A 17,688-nucleotide genomic window follows, 5' to 3' on the forward strand; every position below is an offset into this window, starting at 1 on the left:
ACGAGGGTGGGCGAGACGTCCCAAGCCTTTCGGACGTCAACCGGCAGCGCAACCGCGCCCCCACGTCGGCGGGACGCCGACAGAGACAGGAACCCCGCATGTCCTTCATTTCCCTCGGTCTCTCCGAGGCCCTTGCCCGCGCTGTGGAAGACGCTGGCTACACGAATCCCACGCCTGTTCAGCAACGCGCCATTCCGGCCGTCCTGCAGGGTCGCGATCTGATGGTGGCTGCCCAGACCGGCACCGGCAAGACCGGTGGCTTCGCGCTGCCGGTGCTCGAGCGCCTGTTTCCCAACGGTCATCCCGATGGTCACCACTATGTGGCCAAGCAGCCCCGCGTGCTGGTGCTGACGCCGACTCGTGAACTGGCGGCCCAGGTCCATGACAGCTTCAAGGTGTACGCCCGCGACCTGCCCATGCGCAGCGCCTGCGTCTTCGGCGGCGTCGGCCTCAAGCCGCAGGTCACCGCCCTGGCCAAGGGTGTCGACGTGCTCGTCGCCTGCCCGGGTCGTCTGCTGGACCTCGCCGGTCAGCAGAGCGTCGACCTGTCCGCCGTCGAGATCCTGGTGCTGGACGAAGCCGACCGCATGCTGGACATGGGCTTCATCCACGACGTGAAGAAGGTCCTGGCCCGTCTGCCGGCCCGCCGCCAGAACCTGCTGTTCTCGGCCACCTTCTCCAAGGACATCACCGACCTCGCCGGCAAGCTGCTGCAGGATCCCGAGCGGATCGAGGTCACCCCGCCGAACACCACCGTCGAGCGCATCGAACAGCGGCTGTTCCGCATCCCCGCCAACCAGAAGCGCGCCCTGCTCGCCCACCTGATCACCCTGGGTGCCTGGGAACAGGTGCTGGTGTTCACCCGGACCAAGCACGGCGCCAACCGCCTGGCCGAGTACCTGAACAAGCATGGCCTGCCGTCGGCGCCGATCCATGGCAACAAGAGCCAGAACGCCCGCACCAAGGCCCTGGCCGACTTCAAGAGCAACGAGGTGCGTGTCCTCGTCGCCACCGACATCGCCGCCCGCGGCCTGGACATCGATCAGTTGCCCCACGTGGTCAACTTCGAGCTGCCCAATGTCGAGGAAGACTATGTCCACCGCATCGGCCGTACCGGTCGGGCCGGTCGTAGCGGCGAAGCCATTTCGCTGGTCTCGCCGGACGAAGAGAAACTGCTCAAGGCCATCGAGCGCCTGACCAAGCAGAGCATCCCGGACGGCGACATGCAGGGCTTCGACCCGCAGTCCGTGCCGCCCGAGCAGCCGGAAGTCCGGGCGCCGCGCGAGCCGCGTGGCAAGCCGCAGCAGAATCGCCAGAAGAAGGCCGACAAGCCGGCGCGCAGCGAAGGCAAAAGCCAGAATCAGGGCCAGGGCCAGAACCCGGGCAAGGCCGCCAGTGGCGAGCAGTCCGGCGCCCAGCCCCAGGGTGAGCGCAAGGGTCGTTCCCGCAATCGTCGCGACCGCCGCGATCGCGATGACGCCGGCCAGGACAAGGCCGCCGTGCAACCCGGCCAGGCCGTCGCCCAGCAGCCGCGCAATCGTGATCCGGAAGAATTCCTGGATGATGCCTACGACAACTTCGGCAACAGCGTCGACTACGTGAGCCCCTACCAGGGCAAGGGTCGCAAGGGTCCGCGCAGTGGCAACGGCGGCAACGCACCGCGCGCCGCCGCGACCGGCAGCCAAGGCCAGCCCCGCCAGGGTCAAGGCCAGGGCCAGGGCCAGGGTGCTGCCCGCGGTCCGCGCAGCCAGCAACAGCAGCAGCCCGGCAAGCGGCGTGGCCAGAACGGCCAGCCCCGTGCCGCCCGGCCCTACGAAGCCGCGCCCAGCGAACCGCGCGCCTATGCCACCGAGGAGCGGGCGTCGAACAAGCCGCAGCCGAAGATTGTGCACAAGCCGTCGCGTGCCGATCGCCTGCCGACCCTGGAGCAGCTGGAAGAGATGCCGAGCCGGCCGCGCAGCGAAAAGCCCGCGCTGCTGACCCGCAACCGCGACGCCTGATGGCCGCCGGGTCGCTCAGGCGGCCCGCTCACCAGGCAAAAAGAAACCCCGCCATGGCGGGGTTTCTTTTTTATGCGGCCAATCAGGCGTGGGCGGCGCGCAAGGCGTCGATATAGGGCTCGGCCTGGCGATGGCTGCGGATCAGCTCGATGAAGTCTTCGCCCTGGTCGTTACGGGCATCCAGATCGTAGCCGGCCTCGACGAAGAAGCCGACGAAGCGCTCGAAGTCGTCCGGGCGCAGGCCGCGATAGGCCTTGACCAGCTTGTGCAGAGACGCGGGGGTATCGTCCGCCGGCTCGACCGCGAGAAACAGCTTGATCTGCTCGTCGCTGATCTCTTCACCGATGACCTGCTTTTTATCCTTGCGCATCCTTTGGCTACCTGTGCTGGGGGATTCTTTGGAGAAAAGGAGGGCCGATTCTAACCCCGCCCCTCACCTGCCCGCCAGTGACAAAACCGCGGCAATACCGCGACCCCGATCAAAAGTTCAATCGAATTGAGCGCGCATCCAGCGGCGATAGCGCTCGGCATCGGCTGCGCCTTCCAGTGGGGCCCAGGCCGGTCGTTCAGCTTCGTCCAGGGGCACGAAGGGTCCGGCCTTGCATTCGAAGAACAGGCAGTCGCCCTCCAGGGCCACCAGCGCATGGTAGTGCCCGGCGGCGAGATCGACGCCCGGGCAACCGGCGCGCTGGGACAGTTCGCGGCGCAGCAGCACCTGCCCTTCGTCGCCGAAGGTCAGCAGCCCGAGCCGACCCTGCAGCACCAGCAGACTCTCGGCCTTGTGCGGATCCAGGTGGCGATGGGGCGGGATGTAGCTGTCTTCGCACATTCCCACCACCAGGCGATGGCAGGGTTCTTCCATGCGATGCAGGTTGTGATGGGCACGCCGACGCGGGCTGGCTGCCGCCTGCCGGAGCAGGTCGGCGAACAGCGCCTGATCGAACAGCCGCGCGGTCACAGCCCCTTCACGGCATAGATGCCGGGCGCGTTGCGCCAGTAGCCCTTGTAGTCCATGCCGTAGCCGAAGATGTAGCGATCGATGCAGGGCAGGCCGACGTAGGTGGCTTCCAGGCCCTTGACCTTGCGGTCGTGGGTCTTGTCGATCAGCACCGCGGTGTGGACTTCGCGGGCGCCGGCATGGCGGCAGAAGTCGATGATGGCCTTGAGGGTGTGGCCCTCGTCGAAGATGTCGTCGACGATCAGGACATCGCGATCGATGAAGGACACCTCGGGCTTGGCCTTCCAGAACAGCTCGCCGCCGGTGGTCTCGTTGCGATAGCGGGTGGCGTGCAGGTAGGACATTTCCAGCGGGAAATTCAGCCGGGTGGCCAGCTTGCCGGTCAGGATCAGACCGCCGTTCATCACGCAGAAGACCACCGGATTGCGCTCGGCGAGATCGGCGGTGATGGACGCGGCGATCCGGTCGATGGCCGCTTCGACCTGGGCTTCGTCATACAGGCAATCGGCTTCCTGCATGATCTGGCGGATGTGGGCGAGATCGGCGGACATGGGGCTTCTCCGGGGGATGGGGCGCCTGCCTGATGGTTGGCGCGGATAAAAGGCGGCAAAGGTACAGACACCGCGAAGCGATCTCAAGCGCCGCCAGGCGGCTACTATTGTCGCAGGGTACTGCCCACCTCGAGTCGGATGCTTTAATGTACCGCGGTTTTTTTGTGCGCCTGCCCTTCCTGCGGCAGGCCTTCGGGCCGCCGGTCGTACCGAAAACGTCCTCGATCCGCTGCCCTACCGTCTCTGGAGAATCCCATGCCCGTCCACGAAATCCGCCACCCGCTCATCCGTCACAAGCTCGGCCTGATGCGGCGCGCCGACATCAGCACCAAGAACTTCCGCGAACTGGCCCAGGAAGTCGGCGCCCTGCTGACGTACGAAGCGACCAAGGACCTGCCGGTGGAAGAGGTGGACATCGAAGGCTGGTGCGGCACCGTCAAGGTGGAAAAGATCTCCGGCAAGAAGGTCACCGTGGTGCCCATCCTGCGCGCCGGCATCGGCATGCTCGACGGCGTGCTCAGCCTGATCCCCAGCGCCCGGGTCAGCGTGGTGGGCCTCGCCCGCAACGAATCCACCCTGCAGGCCCACACCTACCTGGAAAAGCTGGTAGGTGAACTGGACCAGCGCCTGGCCATGATCATCGATCCCATGCTGGCCACCGGCGGCTCCATGATCGCCACCATCGACCTGCTGAAGAAGGCCGGGGCCAAGGAAATCCGCGCCCTGGTGCTGGTCGCGGCGCCCGAGGGCATCGCCGCGGTCGAGGAAGCCCACCCGGACGTGCGCCTCTACACCGCCTCCATCGACGAGCGCCTCAACGAGCACGGCTACATCCTGCCGGGTCTGGGCGATGCCGGTGACAAGATCTTCGGCACCAAGCAGAAGGACGCCTGAGCGTGACCGCGCGGGAACCGCTCTGGCGGGAGATCCTGGTCGGCGCCCAGATGCTCTTCGTGGCCTTTGGCGCCCTGGTGCTGATGCCGCTGATCACCGGCATGGACCCCAATGTGGCCCTCTTCACCGCAGGCTTCGGCACCCTGCTGTTCCATCTGGTCACCGGTCGCCAGGTGCCGGTGTTCCTGGCGTCGAGCTTCGCCTTCATCGCCCCGATCATCGCCGCCAAGGCTGAATTCGGTCTGCCGGCGGTGCTCGGCGGGGTGGTGGCGGCCGGCTTCGTCTACACCTTCCTCGGGCTGGCGGTGAAGGTGCGCGGCGTGGGCTTCATCGATCGCCTGCTGCCGCCGGTGGTGATCGCCCCGGTGATCATCTCCATCGGCCTGGGACTGTCGCCGGTGGCGGCCAACATGGCCATGGGCAAGGCCGGGGACGGCAGCGCCCAGCTGGTGCCCTATGCCACGGCGATGATGATCTCCATGCCGGCGCTGGTCACCACCCTGCTGGTGGCCATCTACGGCAAGGGCATGTTCCGCCTGGTGCCCATCCTCGCCGGGGTCTCTGTCGGCTACGCGCTGGCCTTCGTCTTCGGCATCGTTCATACCGAGGGCATGGTCGCCGCGCCCTGGCTGGCGATCCCGGCCTTCGTCGCGCCGGAATTCCACTGGGGTGCCATCCTGTTCATGGTGCCGGTGGCCCTGGCGCCGGCCATCGAGCACGTCGGCGGGGTGATCGCGGTGGGCGGCGTGACCGGCAAGAACTACCTCAAGCAGCCCGGCCTGCACCGCACCCTGCTGGGTGACGGCCTGGCCACCTCGTCCGCCGGTCTGTTCGGAGGTCCGCCCAACACCACCTACGCCGAGGTGACCGGCGCGGTGATGCTGACCAGGAACCACAATCCGCGGGTCATGCTGTGGGCCGCCGGCTTCGCCATGGTGCTGGCCTTCGTCGGCAAGTTCGGAGCGGCGCTGCAGACCATCCCGGTGCCGGTCATGGGCGGCATCCTCTGCCTGCTGTTCGGCTCCATCGCGGTGGTGGGGCTGAACATCCTGATCCGCCACCAGGTGGATCTGTCCGAGGCGCGCAACCTGGTGATCGTCTCGGTGACCCTGGTGTTCGGCATCGGCGGCATCGTCTTCGGCAACGGCGAGATCGGCCTCAAGGGCATCTCCCTCTGCGGCCTGATCGCCATCGGTCTCAACCTGGTCCTGCCCGGGCACAACGCCTGGAAGAAGGACGCCGAACCGCCAGAGCGCCCGCTGCTCTGAGGACGCGGTCCCGGATGCCGGCCTAGGCCGGCATCCGCGGTTGCTCGATCGGCTGCGGCGGCAGTTCCGCCACCTCTTCGCACAATGCCACCAGCGCCTGCGCCCAGGCCGGGTCGTCGTTGACGCAGGGAATCAGCACCAGCTCCCGGCCACCGGCTTCGATGAACTGCTCGCGCCCGCGATCGCCGATCTCTTCCAGCGTCTCGATGCAGTCGGCGACGAACGCCGGGCACATCACCAGTAGACGCTTCATGCCGGCCTTGGCCAGCTCGTCCAGCCGCGCCTCGGTGTAGGGCTCGATCCACTTGTCCTTGCCCAGTCGCGACTGGAAGGACACCGACCACTTGCCATCGGGAATGCCCAGGCGCCGGGTCACCAGTTCGGCGGTGCGCTGGCACTGGCTGCGATAGCAGACGGCCAGGGCCTTGGCGGAGACCTTGCTGCTGTCGGGCGCGCGCAGGTCGTGCTTGCGATCCTTGACCAGCTTGCGGATGTGCCGTTCGGGCAGGCCGTGGAAGGACAGCAGCAGGTGGTCGTAGGGCTCCTGCAGATAGGGCTCGACGCTGGCCGCCAGCGCCGCCTGGTATTCCGGACGGTCGTAGAACGGCGGCAGGATCTTCAGCGTCAGCGGCAGCTGGTGGGCCTCGATCACCCGCCGCGCCTCTACGATGGCGGTGGTGGTGGTGCTGTCGGCGAATTGCGGATAGAGCGGCGCATAGGTCACCTCGCGGATGCCCTGACTAGCCAGGCGCTTGAGCACGGTTTCCACCGAGGGCTCGCCGTATCTCATGCACAGCTCCACCGGACCGTGCCGCCAGAGGGGCCGTACGGCGTCCTGCAAGCGGCGGCTGAGCACGATCAGCGGCGAGCCGTCGTCCCACCAGATCGACTCATAGGCCTCGGACGAGGCGGCCGGTCGCTTGATCAGTACCAGGGACACCAGCAGGCGACGCAGCGGCCAGGGCAGATCGACCACATAGGGGTCCATCAGGAACTGGTTCAGATAGCGCTTCACGTCGGGGACGTGGGGCGAATCGGGCGAACCCAGGTTGGCGAGCAGCAGAGCGTTGGTAGTCATCGTGAATCCTTGGCAGCGAGCAGGTCGGCCAGGGCCGCGTCCAGCTCGGGATAGCGAAAGACATACCCGGCCGCGAGCAGGCGCTCGGGCCGGGCGCGCTGGCCACCCAGCAGGAGGATGGACAGCTCTCCCATCAGGCGCAGGGCGAAGGCGGGAATCAGCAATCGCGCCGGGCGCCGCAAGGCCCGTCCCAGCGCTTCGGTGAACTCGCGGTTGCGGACCGGCTGGGGGGCACAGAGATTATAGGGACCCTGGGCGTCGCTTCGGTTGAGAAGAAAATCGATGGCCCCGATTTGATCCCGTAAATGAATCCAGGGCATCCACTGGCGTCCATTGCCCAGGCGCGCGCCGAGACCGAAGCGGAAGGGCGGCAGCAGGCGCAGCAGGAAGCCGTCGTCGGCGGCCAGCACCAGGCCAGTACGCAGGTTGACCACGCGGATGCCCAGCTTCTCGGCTTCGTTGGCGACCTGCTCCCAGGCCAGGCACAACTCGCCAGCGAAGTCGGGACCGGCCAGGCTGTCCGCCTCGCTCACCGGCTTCTCGCCGCTGTCGCCATAGAAACCGGTGGCCGAGCCGGACAGCAGGACCGCGGGTTTCTGCGGGCGGCCACGCAGCCATTCGATCAGGCGCTCGGTGGTGCCGATGCGGCTCTGCCAGAGTTCGGCCTTGCGCCCCCGGGTCCAGGGCTTGTCGGCGATGGGGGCGCCGGCCAGGTTGACCACCGCGTCCAGATGTTCGTCGCCCAGTGCCTCCAGTTGGGCGATACCGCGCACGCCAGGTCCGCATTCGCGCGCCACTCGCCCAGGGTCGCGACTGAGCACGGTGAGTTGGTGCCCGGCGGCCGCCCATTGGCGGCACAGCGCACGGCCGATCAATCCGGTGCCACCGGTCAGCAGGATATGCATGTCGTCACTTCCTTCTCGTATTGCCCTGCCGCCCGTATGCATCTGAACGAAGGGAAGAGGATTGTTTGGTATGGTCGTGGGTCGAAAGATCCAGAACGGTTGCCAGTCGTAGCCGTAGAGCCCTTGCGCGCGCAAACGTTCGACAAGGGCGAATCGTCAGACAAGCGAGGTCCATCATGACTGCCCCCATCGCCATCGTTGGCGCAGGAATAGCCGGACTTGCCGCGGCCCAGACGCTGATTCGCGCCGGGCAGCAGGTCCAGATCTTCGACAAGAGCCGCGGCAGCGGCGGCCGCATGGCCAGCAAGCGCAGCGAAGCCGGCGCCCTCGACTTGGGCGCCCAGTATTTCACCGCCCGCGACCGGCGCTTCATCGACGCCCTCAACGAGTGGCGTCGGGCCGGTTGCGCGGCCGAATGGAATCCGGCGCTCTACCAGTATCGCGACGGTCGCCTGAGTCCGTCCCAGGACGAACAGCCGCGCTGGGTCGGGGTGCCGCGCATGAGCGCCATCACCCGCCACCTCCTCGCCGATCTGCCGGTTACCTTCGACTGCCGTATCACCGAGGTCTTTCGCGGAGCCCAGCACTGGCACCTGCTGGATGCCGGCGGCGAGACCCATGGGCCCTTCGCCCAGGTCATCATCGCCATGCCGGCGCCCCAGGCCACGGCGCTGCTGTCCAGCGTGCCCAAGCTGGCGGCCACCGTGGCCGGCGTCAGCATGGAACCGACCTGGTCGGTGGCCCTGGCCTTCCCCACCCCCCTGCAGACCCCGGTGGAAGGCTGCTTCGTGCAGGGCAGCGAACTGGACTGGCTGGCGCGCAATCGCTGCAAGCCCGAGCGCGACACCACCCTGGACACCTGGGTCCTGCATGCCACCAGCACCTGGAGCAAGGCGCACATCGACGCCTCCAAGGACGAGGTGATCGAACGCCTGCATGGCGCCTTCGCCGAGTTGATCGGCTGCCCGTTGCCGGCGCCGACCTTCAGCCTGGCCCATCGCTGGCTCTATGCCCGCCCCGCGCAACCCCACCAGTGGGGCGCCCTGGCCGATCCCGACATGGGCGTCTTCGTCTGTGGCGACTGGTGCTCCAGCGGTCGGGTGGAAGGTGCCTGGTTGAGTGGTCATGAGGCCGCGCAGCAGCTCCTGGGCAGTCTGGATTAATCGACGAAGCGCACGCCGTCTGTAACCTGCGGCGAATCTTTTGCCGCAGCCCCCTGTCGTAAGTTGCACCAAACTTGTACAAATAGGAAAACCTTGTACAAGAAAATACACGACAGGGGATCTCCATGGTTGCCAACTCCTCCTCCAGCCTGCCCCGCCCGCGCCTGGGTATCAGTGCCTGCCTGCTGGGTGACGAAGTCCGCTACAACGGTGGACACAAGGAATCCCGGCTCTGCAGCCAGACCTTCGCGGAGCACTTCGACTTCGTCCGGGTCTGCCCGGAAATGGCCATCGGTCTCGGCACGCCCCGCGAACCCATCCGGCTGGTGGGCGACTCCCAGGCGCCGCGCGCGGTGGGTACCGTCGACCCCAGCCTGGACGTGACCGCCGCCCTGACCGGCTACGGGGAAAAGATGGCGGGTGAGCTGACCGACCTGTCCGGCTTCATCTTCATGCAGAAATCGCCCTCCTGCGGCATGGAGCGCGTCAAGGTCTACCATGCCAACGGCCAGGGTAGCGAAACCGAGGGCCGCGGCCTGTTCGCCGCCGCCGTCATGCGTCTACGACCGGACCTGCCGGTGGAAGAAGCCGGTCGGCTGAACGATGCGGTGCTGCGGGAAAACTTCGTCACCCGCGTCTTCGCCCATGCCCATTGGCAGCAACTGCTGCAACAAGGTCTGACGGCGCGGGCGCTGCTGTCCTATCATTCACGCTACAAGTACCAGCTCATGGCCCATGACGCCCATCGCGCGCGGGCCCTCGGCCAGCTGGTCGGCAGCATCGGCCAGCGCAATCTGGACGAGTTGGGGCAGGAGTATTTCAGCGGCCTGATGGCCGCGCTGAAGAAGTGCGCCACCCGTGGTACTCATTGCAATGTGCTCTATCATTTATTCGGTTATCTGCGTCGGGTCCTGAGCGACAGCGAGAAGCAGGAAATGCAGCAACTGATCGAGCAGTACCACGAGGGCATCGTCCCCCTGGTCGTGCCCCTGACGCTGCTCAAGCACCACTTCCGCCAGCATCCGGATCGTTATGTGAACGAGCAGGCCTATCTCCAACCGCACCCCGAACGTCTGAGTCTGCGAAATGCCATCTAGCGCCACTCCCTTGCCTTCGTCGTCGAACGGCGAAGATCAGGACTACCAGTCCGCTCTCCACGAGGGCTGGCTGCCCATCCGGGAAATCGCCCGGCGTACCGGCGTGAACGCCGTGACGCTGAGGGCCTGGGAGCGGCGCTATGGCTTGCTGGTCCCCAAGCGCACGCCTAAGGGTCATCGGCTGTACAGCGAGGCCCATGTGGTCCGCGTGCAGCAGGTCCTCGCCTGGATCGCCCGCGGCGTGGCGGTCAGCCAGGTCAAGGGGCTGCTCGACGAACAACGGCCCGCAGTGATCCCCAGCGATACGCCCTGGCAGGCCATCCATCAGGAGATGATGGACGCCATCGGCCGACTGGCTTCACGTGCGCTGGACGAAGCCTACAACCGCGCCGCCTCGCTCTATCCACCCCGGGTGCTGCTGGACCAGCTGCTCTGGCCGCTGCTGCGGGAGCTGGAGCGCCTGAGCCAGGCGACCGACGATGGTCGTCTGCAACAGGTGTTCTTCCAGTCCTGGCTGCGCAGCAAGCTGGGTGCGCGGATCTATCACAGCCAGCACAGCCTGAGAGGCGCGCCCCTGGTGCTGCTGAATCTCGACGAGACGCCGATGAACACCTCGTTGTGGCTTTGCGCCTGGCTGATCAGCGCCGCGGAATGCCCGGTGGAACTGGTGGAGTGGTCGGTACCCGCGGGTAATCTGGATCGCCTGGTCGAACAGCTCGAACCCCGGGCACTGATTCTCTGCCGTGACAGCCGCCCCGACAGCGAGCTGCGTCGCCAGCTGCAGACCTTCGCCAATCGCCATGCGCGTCCCTGCCTGACCCTCGGTGCGCTGGGCGAATCCCTCACCGCCGATGCCGCACCGGCGCGCAGTCCAGGCGAGGCCTTCGATCGCCTGCAGAGTGCCGGGCTGCTGCGTCAGGAACGCCATGCATGAGTCAGCTCGTCTGGTTTCGAACCGACCTGCGCACCCTCGATCATCCCGCTCTCCACGCCGCCGCCGAACAGGGGCCGGTGGCAGCCGTCTTCTTGCTGAGTCCCGCCCAATGGCAGGTGCACGACGAGGCGCCGGTAAAGGTCGACTTCTGGCTGCGCAATCTCGCCGAACTGGGCAAGACACTCGAGTCTCTTGGTATCCCCTTGCTGGTCCGCCGCGCCGAGCACTGGGCGCAGGCGCCCCAGGTGCTGCTCGACCTGGCGCGGGAGCTGGGCGTCGAGCACCTGCATTTCAATGACGAATACGGGGTCAACGAAGCCGCCCGTGACGACGCCGTGGTCAAGGCCTTCGAAGACGCGGGTCTGGCGACCCATCGCTACCTGGACCAGACGCTGTTCGCGCCGGGTACGGTGCTGACCAAGAGCGGTGGCTATTTCAAGGTTTTCGGTCAGTTCAGGAAGACCTGCCTGGCACGCCTGGAAACCGGCCTGCCGACACCCCTGCCCGCCCCGGGCAAGCAGCAGCAGGGCCCGGTCACTGCGGACGAGCTGCCCACCGCGGTTGAGGGCTTCGCTGCGACCGCCGCCGAGCTACAAGGGCTGTGGCCGGCAGGGGAAGAGGCGGCGCTGCAGCGCCTGGCAGCCTTCATCCAGGATGATCTGGAAGACTATCAGCGGGCGCGGGACATTCCTTCCGAACCCGGTACCAGCCAGTTGTCGGCCTATCTCAATGCCGGGGTGCTGACGCCCCGCCAGTGTCTGCAGGCGGCGGTCCGGGCCAACGATGGCCTGCTCAGCGGCGGCAAGCAGGGGGCGGCCACCTGGATCACCGAGCTGCTCTGGCGCGAATTCTATCGTCATGTGCTGGTGGGCTATCCCCGGGTATCCCGGCACCAGCCATTCAACCAGGACCTGACCGCCCTGCCCTGGCGCGACGACCCCGAAGGCCTCGCAGCCTGGCAACAGGGGCGCACCGGGATTCCCATCATCGATGCCGCCATGCGCCAGCTCCTGCAGATCGGCTGGATGCACAATCGCATGCGCATGCTGACGGCCATGTTCCTGTGCAAGAACCTGCTGATCGACTGGCGCGAGGGTGAGCGCTGGTTCATGCGGCACCTCATCGATGGCGACCTGGCCTCCAACAATGGCGGCTGGCAGTGGAGCGCCTCCACCGGTACCGATTCGGTGCCCTATTTCCGGGTGTTCAACCCCCACACCCAGGCGCTGAAGATCGATGCCCGGGGCGACTATGTGCGTACCTGGGTGCCGGAACTGGCCGACCTCAAGGGCAAGGCCGTGCATACCCCGGGAGGCCGCTACCTGACGCCGCTGGTGGACCTGGGCGAGAGTCGCCAGCGGGCGCTGGCCGCCTACCGCGGCATGGCGCGCAAGACGGACACGAAAAAGCCGGACTAGGTCCGGCTTTTTTCATATCGGCCCTGGATCAGAGGGTGTGGCTGTAGAACAGCGCATAGGACTCGATGCCGTCGTTGGGCTGCTTGATGCCGGCGTTGGAATAGTGAGTCGCACGGATGCCGACGCGCTGGGTATCGCCGATCTTCAGGCCCAGGCCGATGCGGTCTTCGAAGTTGAAGGCCGAGCCCAGGTCCTGCTCGCCAACCTTGGTGCTGGAGAAGACGGCGACGCCGATACCGGCCTCGACGAAGGGCTTCACCCGGCCCTGGCCGAATTCGTAGACGAACACCGGGGCGAAGGACAGCGAATGCTGGTCGGAAGACCGGCCATTGTCGCCTTCCCAGTAGGTGTAGCCTGCATCCCAGTAGCCGGTCAGGCGGCCCGTGGAGCTCTGCCACCAGCTCTTGTCCCAATTCCAGCCGGCACCGATGCGGTAGGTCATGCCGCTCTGGCTGGTGGCCCCGACTGCCCCGGTGATTTCCACAGCCTGTGCCGATGCCACGCCACCCAGCGCAAGCGCGGCGGCTACTGCGAGCGAAAGCAATTTGTTCATGAGAGTGCCCTTATGGATGTTTCTAGTTTTTACGAACTGCGAGCATTGACCATCAAGACGTGAAGGTGTTCACAGCACGGGATATTTTTACCTACAAGGTCGGATGCTAGTCGCTGGACTGGCATTTGGCGAGCGAAACCCTGGCGGAAAAGTCAGACGAACGCCTTTACCTCGGCCCCTGCCGGCCAAAGTTGCGGCAGCACGGCGCGAAGCTCGGCGGGATCGCCCGAGGTCCAGAATCGCGTAGGGCCGGCCGGCCCTTTCGCCAGGCGCTCGTCCAGCGCCAGCAGACTCTGCAGGCGCCGCGCCACGGCGGCGCCGGTGTCCACCAGGATGACCTGCGGTGGCACCAGTTCGGCCAGCAAGGGCCGCAGGAAGGGATAGTGGGTGCAGCCCAGGATCAGGGTGTCGCACTGCGCTGCCAGCAAGGGCGCGAGAAAGTCCTGCAGCAGGCGCCGGGTCTCGGGGCCGTGCAGATCGCCGCGCTCGACCTGTTCCACCAGTCCCGGGCAGGGCTGGGTCAGCACCTGGACGCCTAGGGCGAATCGGTCCAGCAAGGCGGCGAACTTGGCGCTCTGCAGGGTGCCGGTGGTCGCCAGCACCCCGACTCGGCCATTGCGGGTCGCCGCCGCGGCGGGCTTGACCGCGGGCTCCATGCCGACGATGGGCCAGCGGGGATAGCGTTCGCGCAGATCGGCCACCGCCGCCACGGTGGCGGTGTTGCAGGCCACCACCAGGGCCTTGGCGCCCTGCGCGTGCAGCCGCGCCGCAATCAGCTGGCAGCGCTCGCGGATGAAGGCAGGGGTCTTTTCGCCATAGGGGATATGGCCGCAATCGGCGACGTAATGCAGGGTTTCCGCCGGCAGCAGCTGGCGGATCTCCGCCAGCACCGACAGGCCGCCGACGCCCGAGTCGAAGACCCCGACCGGCGCCTCGTCAGCCATGGCGGGCGCCGCACACCGGGCAACCCGGATCGCGCCTGACCCGCAATTCGCGGAAGCGACTGCCCGCCGCATCCACCAGCAGCAGCCGTCCCACCAGCGGCTCGCCGAAGCCGGCCAGGAGCTTGAGCGCTTCCAGCGCCTGCAGACTGCCCACCAGGCCCACCACCGGCCCCAGCACCCCGGCTTCGCTGCAACTGAGTTCCGCCTCGCTGCCCTCGCCATAGAGGCAGTGGTAGCAGGGGCTGTCGGCGCGACGCGGATCGAAGACGCTGAGCTGGCCTTCCAGGCGAATGGCCGCGCCACTCACCAGCGGTCGCCCCGTGGCCACGCAGGCGGCATTCACCGCCGCCCGGGTGGTGAAGTTGTCCGAGCAGTCCAGCACCAGATCCACCGTGGCGATGCGCGCCGCCAGGCTGTCGGCGTCCAGCGCTTCGCGCAGGGGCACCAGGCGTACTTCGGGATTGAGCGCCGCCAGGCGTTGCAGGGCGGAATCCACCTTGCCCTGGCCGATGCGGCTTTCATCGTGCAGCACCTGGCGCTGCAGATTGCTCAGGTCGACCCGGTCGAAGTCGGCCAGGTGCAATTCGCCGACGCCGGCGGCGGCCAGGTAGAGCGCCACCGGCGAACCCAGACCGCCGAGACCGACGATGAGCACCCTGGCGTCTTTCAGACGCAATTGTCCGTCGATATCCACCTGGGCCAGCAGGATCTGCCGGCTGTAGCGCAGCAGCTCACTGTCGCTCAGCATGGCCGACGCCCTCCGCTGATGCGTTCGTGACCACCCAGGTCCTGGCGACTCTCGACCTCGACGAACCCCTGGCGAACCAGCAGTTCGCGCACCGCGGCGGCCTGGTCGAAGCCGTGCTCCAGCCACAGCCAGCCACTCGGCTGCAGGTGCGCGGGCGCCGCCGCGACCAGTTCGCGGATGTCGTCCAGGCCATCGACGCCGGCCACCAGGGCACTGCGCGGTTCGAAACGCACGTCGCCCTCGTCCAGATGGCGATCGCTGCCGGCGATATAGGGAGGATTGCTGACGATCAGGTCGAAGCGCTGCCCGGCGAGGGCGCCGAACCAGTGACTCTGCTGGAAGACCGCATTGCCCAGGCGCAGGCGCTGGGCGTTGCGTTGCGCCAGCGCCACCGCCGCCGCAATACGATCCACGCCGCTGACCTGCCAGCGCGGTCGTTCATGGGCCAGGGCCAGGGCGATGGCACCGGTGCCGGTGCCCAGATCCAGTACCCGCACCTCGTCGGCCAGGGGCAGTGCCAGGGCGGTTTCCACCAGCACCTCGGTATCGGGGCGGGGGATCAGGGTATCGGGACTCACTTCCAGATCGAGCGACCAGAAGCCTTGCTGGCCAAGGATATAGGCCACAGGTTCACCCTGCCGGCGCCGTTCGAGATCGGCCTGGAAACGCGCCAGGGCCTCGCGCGGCACCAGTTTTTCCGGCCAGGTGCGCAGGTAGCTGCGTGGCTTGTCCAGGGCGGCGGCCAGCAGCAGTTCCACATCCAGGCGGGCGCTGGGCGAATCCGGCAGCTGGCTTTCGCGCAACAGGGCGCCGATGGTCGCCATGGCTCAGTCTCCCAGCGCCGCCAGCTGGTCGGCCTGGTATTCCTGCAGCAGCGGATCGATGATCTGCTGGACGTCGCCGTTGACCACCTCGCCCAGCGAATAGAGGGTCAGGTTGATGCGGTGATCGGTCACCCGGCCCTGGGGAAAGTTGTAAGTGCGGATGCGCTCGGAGCGGTCGCCCGAACCCACCAGCAGCCGGCGGGTGTCGGACATTTCCTTGTGCGCCGCCGCGTCCTGCTGGTCGTTGAGCTTGGCCGACAGCCAGGCCATGGCCTTGGCGCGGTTCTTGTGCTGCGAACGCTCTTCCTGGCACTCCACCACGATGCCGGTGGGCAGGTGGGTGATGCGCACCGCGGAATCGGTCTTGTTGACGTGCTGGCCGCCCGCGCCGGAGGAGCGATAGGTGTCGACGCGCAGATCGGCCGGATTGATCTCGATGGCCTGCTGCTCGTCGGGCTCGGGCAGCACCGCCACAGTGCAGGCCGAGGTGTGGATGCGGCCCTGGGATTCGGTTTCCGGGACCCGCTGCACCCGGTGCGCACCGGACTCGAACTTGAGCTTGGCGTAGACGCTGTCGCCTTCGACGCGAGCGATGACCTCCTTGAAGCCACCGTGCTCGCCCTCGTTCTCCGAGAGCACCTCGAGGCGCCAGCCCTGGCGTTCGGCATAGCGCGAGTACATGCGGAACAGATCGCCGGCAAAGATCGCCGCCTCGTCGCCGCCGGTACCGGCGCGGATTTCCAGGAAGACGTTGCGGCCGTCATTGGGATCCCGCGGCAGCATCATGCGCTGCAATTCGTCTTCCAGTTCCTGCAGCCGCGCCTTGGCGGTGCCGACCTCTTCCTCGGCCATCTCGCGCAGATCCGGATCGCTGTCCTTGAGCAGCGCCTGGGCACCCTCCAGGTCGGCCTGCACCTTGCGGTATTCGGTGAACGCCTGGTTGACCGGCTCGAGTTCAGCGTATTCCTTGGAATAGGCGCGGAACTGGGTCTGGTCGCTGATGACTTCGGCGTCGCCCAACAGCGCGGTCAGCTCCTCGAAGCGGTCCTGCAGACCGTCGAGCTTGTGCAACAGAGAGGTCTTCATGTCTTGTCCAAACCCTCGTCGAGGGCGAAGAGTTCCTGAGCCAGGGTCAGCGCATCGACGCGCCCCTCGGCGGATAGTTTCTTGAGCTGCACACTCGGTGCGTGCATCAGCTTGTTGGTGAGGCTGCGTGCCAGGGCCGCCAGGGCTTCCTGGGGATCGACGCCATTGGCCAGCTGGCGCTGGGCGCGAGCCAGTTCGTCGTCGCGGATCTGCTCGCCTTGCTGGCGATAGGCGCGGACCACGTCCACCGCGGCGCGCTCGCGCAGCCGCTGCATGAAGTCCTCGACCCCGGCCAGCACCAGCTTCTCGGCGGCCTGGGCCGCGCCCTGGCGACTCTTGAGATTTTCCGCTACCACCTCGTGCAGGTCGTCCACCGTATAGAGGTAGACGTCCTCCAGCTCGCTCACCTCCGGCTCGATGTCGCGCGGCACGGCGATGTCGACCATGAAGATGGGCTTGTGCCGCCGCTGCTTGAGCGCCCGCTCCACCGCCCCTTTGCCGAGGATGGGCAGCTGGCTGGCGGTGGAACTGATGACGATGTCGCTGTTGACCAGTTCGTCGGGAATATCGGCCAGGAGCACGGTGTGGGCGCCGAATTCTTCCGCCAGGTGGCTGGCGCGCTCCAGGGTGCGGTTGGCGACGACGATGCGGCGCACACCCTGCTCGTGCAGATGGCGCGCGACCAGGGTGATGGTCTCGCCGGCGCCGATCAGCAGCGCCTGGCTGCGACTGAGGTCGCTGAAGATCTGCTTGGCCAGGCTGACCGCGGCAAAGGCCACCGACACCGGATTCTCGCCGATCGCCGTGTCGGTGCGCACCGCCTTGGCGGTATTGAAGGTGGCCTGGAACAGCCGGCCCAGCAGCGGCCCCACGGTGCCGGCCTCGCGGGCCACGGCATAGGCCGACTTGAGCTGGCCGAGGATCTGCGGCTCGCCCAGCACCATGGAATCCAGTCCGGCGGCCACCCGCATCATGTGGCGGACCGCGGCTTCGTCCTGGTGCAGGTAGATGCTGGCGCGCAGGTCTTCCAGGGGGACCCGGTGGTACTGGGCGAGCCAGGCCAGCACGGCTTCCGCCAGGCTGGGCTCCAGCTCCAGGTAGAGTTCGCTGCGATTGCAGGTGGAAAGAATCGCCGCTTCGCGACTGTGGGTGGCCTGCTCCAGCTGGCGCAGGGCCTCGACCGTCTGCTCCGGAGTGAAAGCCACGCGTTCGCGCACCTCAACCGAGGCGGTCTTGTGATTGATGCCGAGCGCGAGAAAGGCCATGG

At 66.9% G+C, this 17,688-nt stretch carries 18 protein-coding genes; 7 read left to right on the forward strand and 11 right to left on the reverse strand.

Going from position 1 to position 17,688, the window contains the following annotated elements; translation table 11 throughout:
- Positions 1 to 98 precede the first annotated feature (98 nt).
- Positions 99 to 2,000, forward strand: coding sequence for a DEAD/DEAH box helicase (locus FHR73_RS20655; protein ID WP_183633765.1), 1,902 nt, complete (start codon positions 99 to 101; stop codon positions 1,998 to 2,000).
- A gap of 82 nt (positions 2,001 to 2,082) precedes the next feature.
- On the opposite strand, the gene FHR73_RS20660 is transcribed toward FHR73_RS20655, so the two are convergent.
- The 3 genes from FHR73_RS20660 to FHR73_RS20670 all read right to left on the reverse strand — a co-directional run bounded on the left by FHR73_RS20660 (position 2,083) and on the right by FHR73_RS20670 (position 3,509).
- Positions 2,083 to 2,370, reverse strand: coding sequence for a PA4642 family protein (locus FHR73_RS20660; protein WP_007161573.1), 288 nt, complete (start codon positions 2,368 to 2,370; stop codon positions 2,083 to 2,085).
- A 117-nt stretch (positions 2,371 to 2,487) separates the two neighbouring features.
- Positions 2,488 to 2,958 carry a WbuC family cupin fold metalloprotein gene (locus FHR73_RS20665; protein WP_183633766.1) on the reverse strand — a complete coding sequence of 157 codons (471 nt, stop codon included), beginning with the start codon at positions 2,956 to 2,958 and terminating at the stop codon, positions 2,488 to 2,490.
- Positions 2,955 to 3,509 (reverse strand): hypoxanthine-guanine phosphoribosyltransferase, encoded by a 555-nt coding sequence (locus FHR73_RS20670; protein WP_183633767.1) that lies wholly within the window; start codon positions 3,507 to 3,509, stop codon positions 2,955 to 2,957. Before FHR73_RS20670 ends, FHR73_RS20665 begins: the two co-directional genes overlap by 4 nt.
- A gap of 255 nt (positions 3,510 to 3,764) precedes the next feature.
- On the opposite strand from FHR73_RS20670, the gene upp reads away from it, so the two are divergent.
- Entirely contained in the window at positions 3,765 to 4,403 is a 639-nt protein-coding gene (upp, locus tag FHR73_RS20675) for a uracil phosphoribosyltransferase (RefSeq protein ID WP_145155384.1), read from the forward strand.
- A complete protein-coding gene (locus tag FHR73_RS20680) occupies positions 4,400 to 5,671 on the forward strand; it encodes a uracil-xanthine permease family protein (RefSeq protein WP_183633844.1) in 1,272 nt (423 codons plus the stop codon). Before upp ends, FHR73_RS20680 begins: the two co-directional genes overlap by 4 nt.
- Before the next feature lie 22 nt (positions 5,672 to 5,693).
- On the opposite strand, the gene FHR73_RS20685 is transcribed toward FHR73_RS20680, so the two are convergent.
- Together FHR73_RS20685 and FHR73_RS20690 are read right to left on the reverse strand one after the other, a co-directional pair.
- A complete protein-coding gene (locus FHR73_RS20685; RefSeq protein ID WP_183633768.1) occupies positions 5,694 to 6,749 on the reverse strand; it encodes a ferrochelatase in 1,056 nt (351 codons plus the stop codon).
- Positions 6,746 to 7,654 (reverse strand): TIGR01777 family oxidoreductase, encoded by a 909-nt coding sequence (locus FHR73_RS20690; protein WP_183633770.1) that lies wholly within the window; start codon positions 7,652 to 7,654, stop codon positions 6,746 to 6,748. Before FHR73_RS20690 ends, FHR73_RS20685 begins: the two co-directional genes overlap by 4 nt.
- 65 nt (positions 7,655 to 7,719) lie before the next feature.
- Here FHR73_RS20690 and FHR73_RS20695 point away from each other — a divergent pair, with 65 nt between their 5' ends.
- The 4 genes from FHR73_RS20695 (at position 7,720) to FHR73_RS20710 (ending at position 12,266) form a co-directional block, all read left to right on the forward strand.
- Positions 7,720 to 8,817, forward strand: coding sequence for an NAD(P)/FAD-dependent oxidoreductase (locus FHR73_RS20695; RefSeq protein ID WP_183633772.1), 1,098 nt, complete (start codon positions 7,720 to 7,722; stop codon positions 8,815 to 8,817).
- 125 nt (positions 8,818 to 8,942) lie between these two features.
- Entirely contained in the window at positions 8,943 to 9,914 is a 972-nt protein-coding gene (locus tag FHR73_RS20700) for a DUF523 and DUF1722 domain-containing protein (RefSeq protein ID WP_183633774.1), read from the forward strand.
- A 10-nt stretch (positions 9,915 to 9,924) separates the two neighbouring features.
- Positions 9,925 to 10,848 (forward strand): MerR family transcriptional regulator, encoded by a 924-nt coding sequence (locus FHR73_RS20705; protein ID WP_183633776.1) that lies wholly within the window; start codon positions 9,925 to 9,927, stop codon positions 10,846 to 10,848.
- Complete coding sequence (locus FHR73_RS20710) at positions 10,845 to 12,266, forward strand: deoxyribodipyrimidine photo-lyase (protein WP_183633778.1); 1,422 nt, start codon at positions 10,845 to 10,847, stop codon at positions 12,264 to 12,266. The genes FHR73_RS20705 and FHR73_RS20710 overlap by 4 nt, the downstream gene beginning before the upstream one ends.
- A 28-nt stretch (positions 12,267 to 12,294) precedes the next feature.
- Here the strand turns inward: FHR73_RS20710 and FHR73_RS20715 are convergent, their stop codons facing one another.
- The 6 genes from FHR73_RS20715 to hemA form a co-directional block, all read right to left on the reverse strand.
- Positions 12,295 to 12,819, reverse strand: coding sequence for an acyloxyacyl hydrolase (locus FHR73_RS20715; protein WP_183633779.1), 525 nt, complete (start codon positions 12,817 to 12,819; stop codon positions 12,295 to 12,297).
- A 152-nt stretch (positions 12,820 to 12,971) separates the two neighbouring features.
- Positions 12,972 to 13,763 carry a glutamate racemase gene (gene murI, locus FHR73_RS20720; protein WP_183633780.1) on the reverse strand — a complete coding sequence of 264 codons (792 nt, stop codon included), beginning with the start codon at positions 13,761 to 13,763 and terminating at the stop codon, positions 12,972 to 12,974.
- Complete coding sequence (locus FHR73_RS20725) at positions 13,756 to 14,511, reverse strand: molybdopterin-synthase adenylyltransferase MoeB (protein WP_183633781.1); 756 nt, start codon at positions 14,509 to 14,511, stop codon at positions 13,756 to 13,758. Before FHR73_RS20725 ends, murI begins: the two co-directional genes overlap by 8 nt.
- Complete coding sequence (gene prmC, locus FHR73_RS20730) at positions 14,505 to 15,335, reverse strand: peptide chain release factor N(5)-glutamine methyltransferase (RefSeq protein WP_183633782.1); 831 nt, start codon at positions 15,333 to 15,335, stop codon at positions 14,505 to 14,507. The genes FHR73_RS20725 and prmC overlap by 7 nt, the downstream gene beginning before the upstream one ends.
- Positions 15,336 to 15,338: 3 nt before the next feature.
- A complete protein-coding gene (gene prfA, locus FHR73_RS20735; protein ID WP_183633783.1) occupies positions 15,339 to 16,421 on the reverse strand; it encodes a peptide chain release factor 1 in 1,083 nt (360 codons plus the stop codon).
- Entirely contained in the window at positions 16,418 to 17,686 is a 1,269-nt protein-coding gene (gene hemA / locus FHR73_RS20740; protein ID WP_133861550.1) for a glutamyl-tRNA reductase, read from the reverse strand. Before hemA ends, prfA begins: the two co-directional genes overlap by 4 nt.
- Positions 17,687 to 17,688 lie beyond the last annotated feature (2 nt).

Origin of the sequence: Pseudomonas sp. AS2.8, assembly GCF_014190935.1 — a bacterium.
Taxonomy (GTDB): Bacteria; Pseudomonadota; Gammaproteobacteria; order Pseudomonadales; family Pseudomonadaceae; genus Chryseomonas.

Bases quoted from the DNA above. Each gene is read 5' to 3' on its own strand.
- FHR73_RS20655 (WP_183633765.1), top strand. From the start codon at position 99: ATGTCCTTCATTTCCCTCGGTCTCTCCGAGGCCCTTGCCCGCGCTGTG.
- FHR73_RS20660 (WP_007161573.1), bottom strand. From the start codon at position 2,370: ATGCGCAAGGATAAAAAGCAGGTCATCGGTGAAGAGATCAGCGACGAG.
- FHR73_RS20670 (WP_183633767.1), bottom strand. From the start codon at position 3,509: ATGTCCGCCGATCTCGCCCACATCCGCCAGATCATGCAGGAAGCCGAT.
- upp (WP_145155384.1), top strand. From the start codon at position 3,765: ATGCCCGTCCACGAAATCCGCCACCCGCTCATCCGTCACAAGCTCGGC.
- FHR73_RS20685 (WP_183633768.1), bottom strand. From the start codon at position 6,749: ATGACTACCAACGCTCTGCTGCTCGCCAACCTGGGTTCGCCCGATTCG.
- FHR73_RS20690 (WP_183633770.1), bottom strand. From the start codon at position 7,654: ATGCATATCCTGCTGACCGGTGGCACCGGATTGATCGGCCGTGCGCTG.
- FHR73_RS20700 (WP_183633774.1), top strand. From the start codon at position 8,943: ATGGTTGCCAACTCCTCCTCCAGCCTGCCCCGCCCGCGCCTGGGTATC.
- FHR73_RS20710 (WP_183633778.1), top strand. From the start codon at position 10,845: ATGAGTCAGCTCGTCTGGTTTCGAACCGACCTGCGCACCCTCGATCAT.
- FHR73_RS20715 (WP_183633779.1), bottom strand. From the start codon at position 12,819: ATGAACAAATTGCTTTCGCTCGCAGTAGCCGCCGCGCTTGCGCTGGGT.
- murI (WP_183633780.1), bottom strand. From the start codon at position 13,763: ATGGCTGACGAGGCGCCGGTCGGGGTCTTCGACTCGGGCGTCGGCGGC.
- FHR73_RS20725 (WP_183633781.1), bottom strand. From the start codon at position 14,511: ATGCTGAGCGACAGTGAGCTGCTGCGCTACAGCCGGCAGATCCTGCTG.
- prmC (WP_183633782.1), bottom strand. From the start codon at position 15,335: ATGGCGACCATCGGCGCCCTGTTGCGCGAAAGCCAGCTGCCGGATTCG.
- prfA (WP_183633783.1), bottom strand. From the start codon at position 16,421: ATGAAGACCTCTCTGTTGCACAAGCTCGACGGTCTGCAGGACCGCTTC.
- hemA (WP_133861550.1), bottom strand. From the start codon at position 17,686: ATGGCCTTTCTCGCGCTCGGCATCAATCACAAGACCGCCTCGGTTGAG.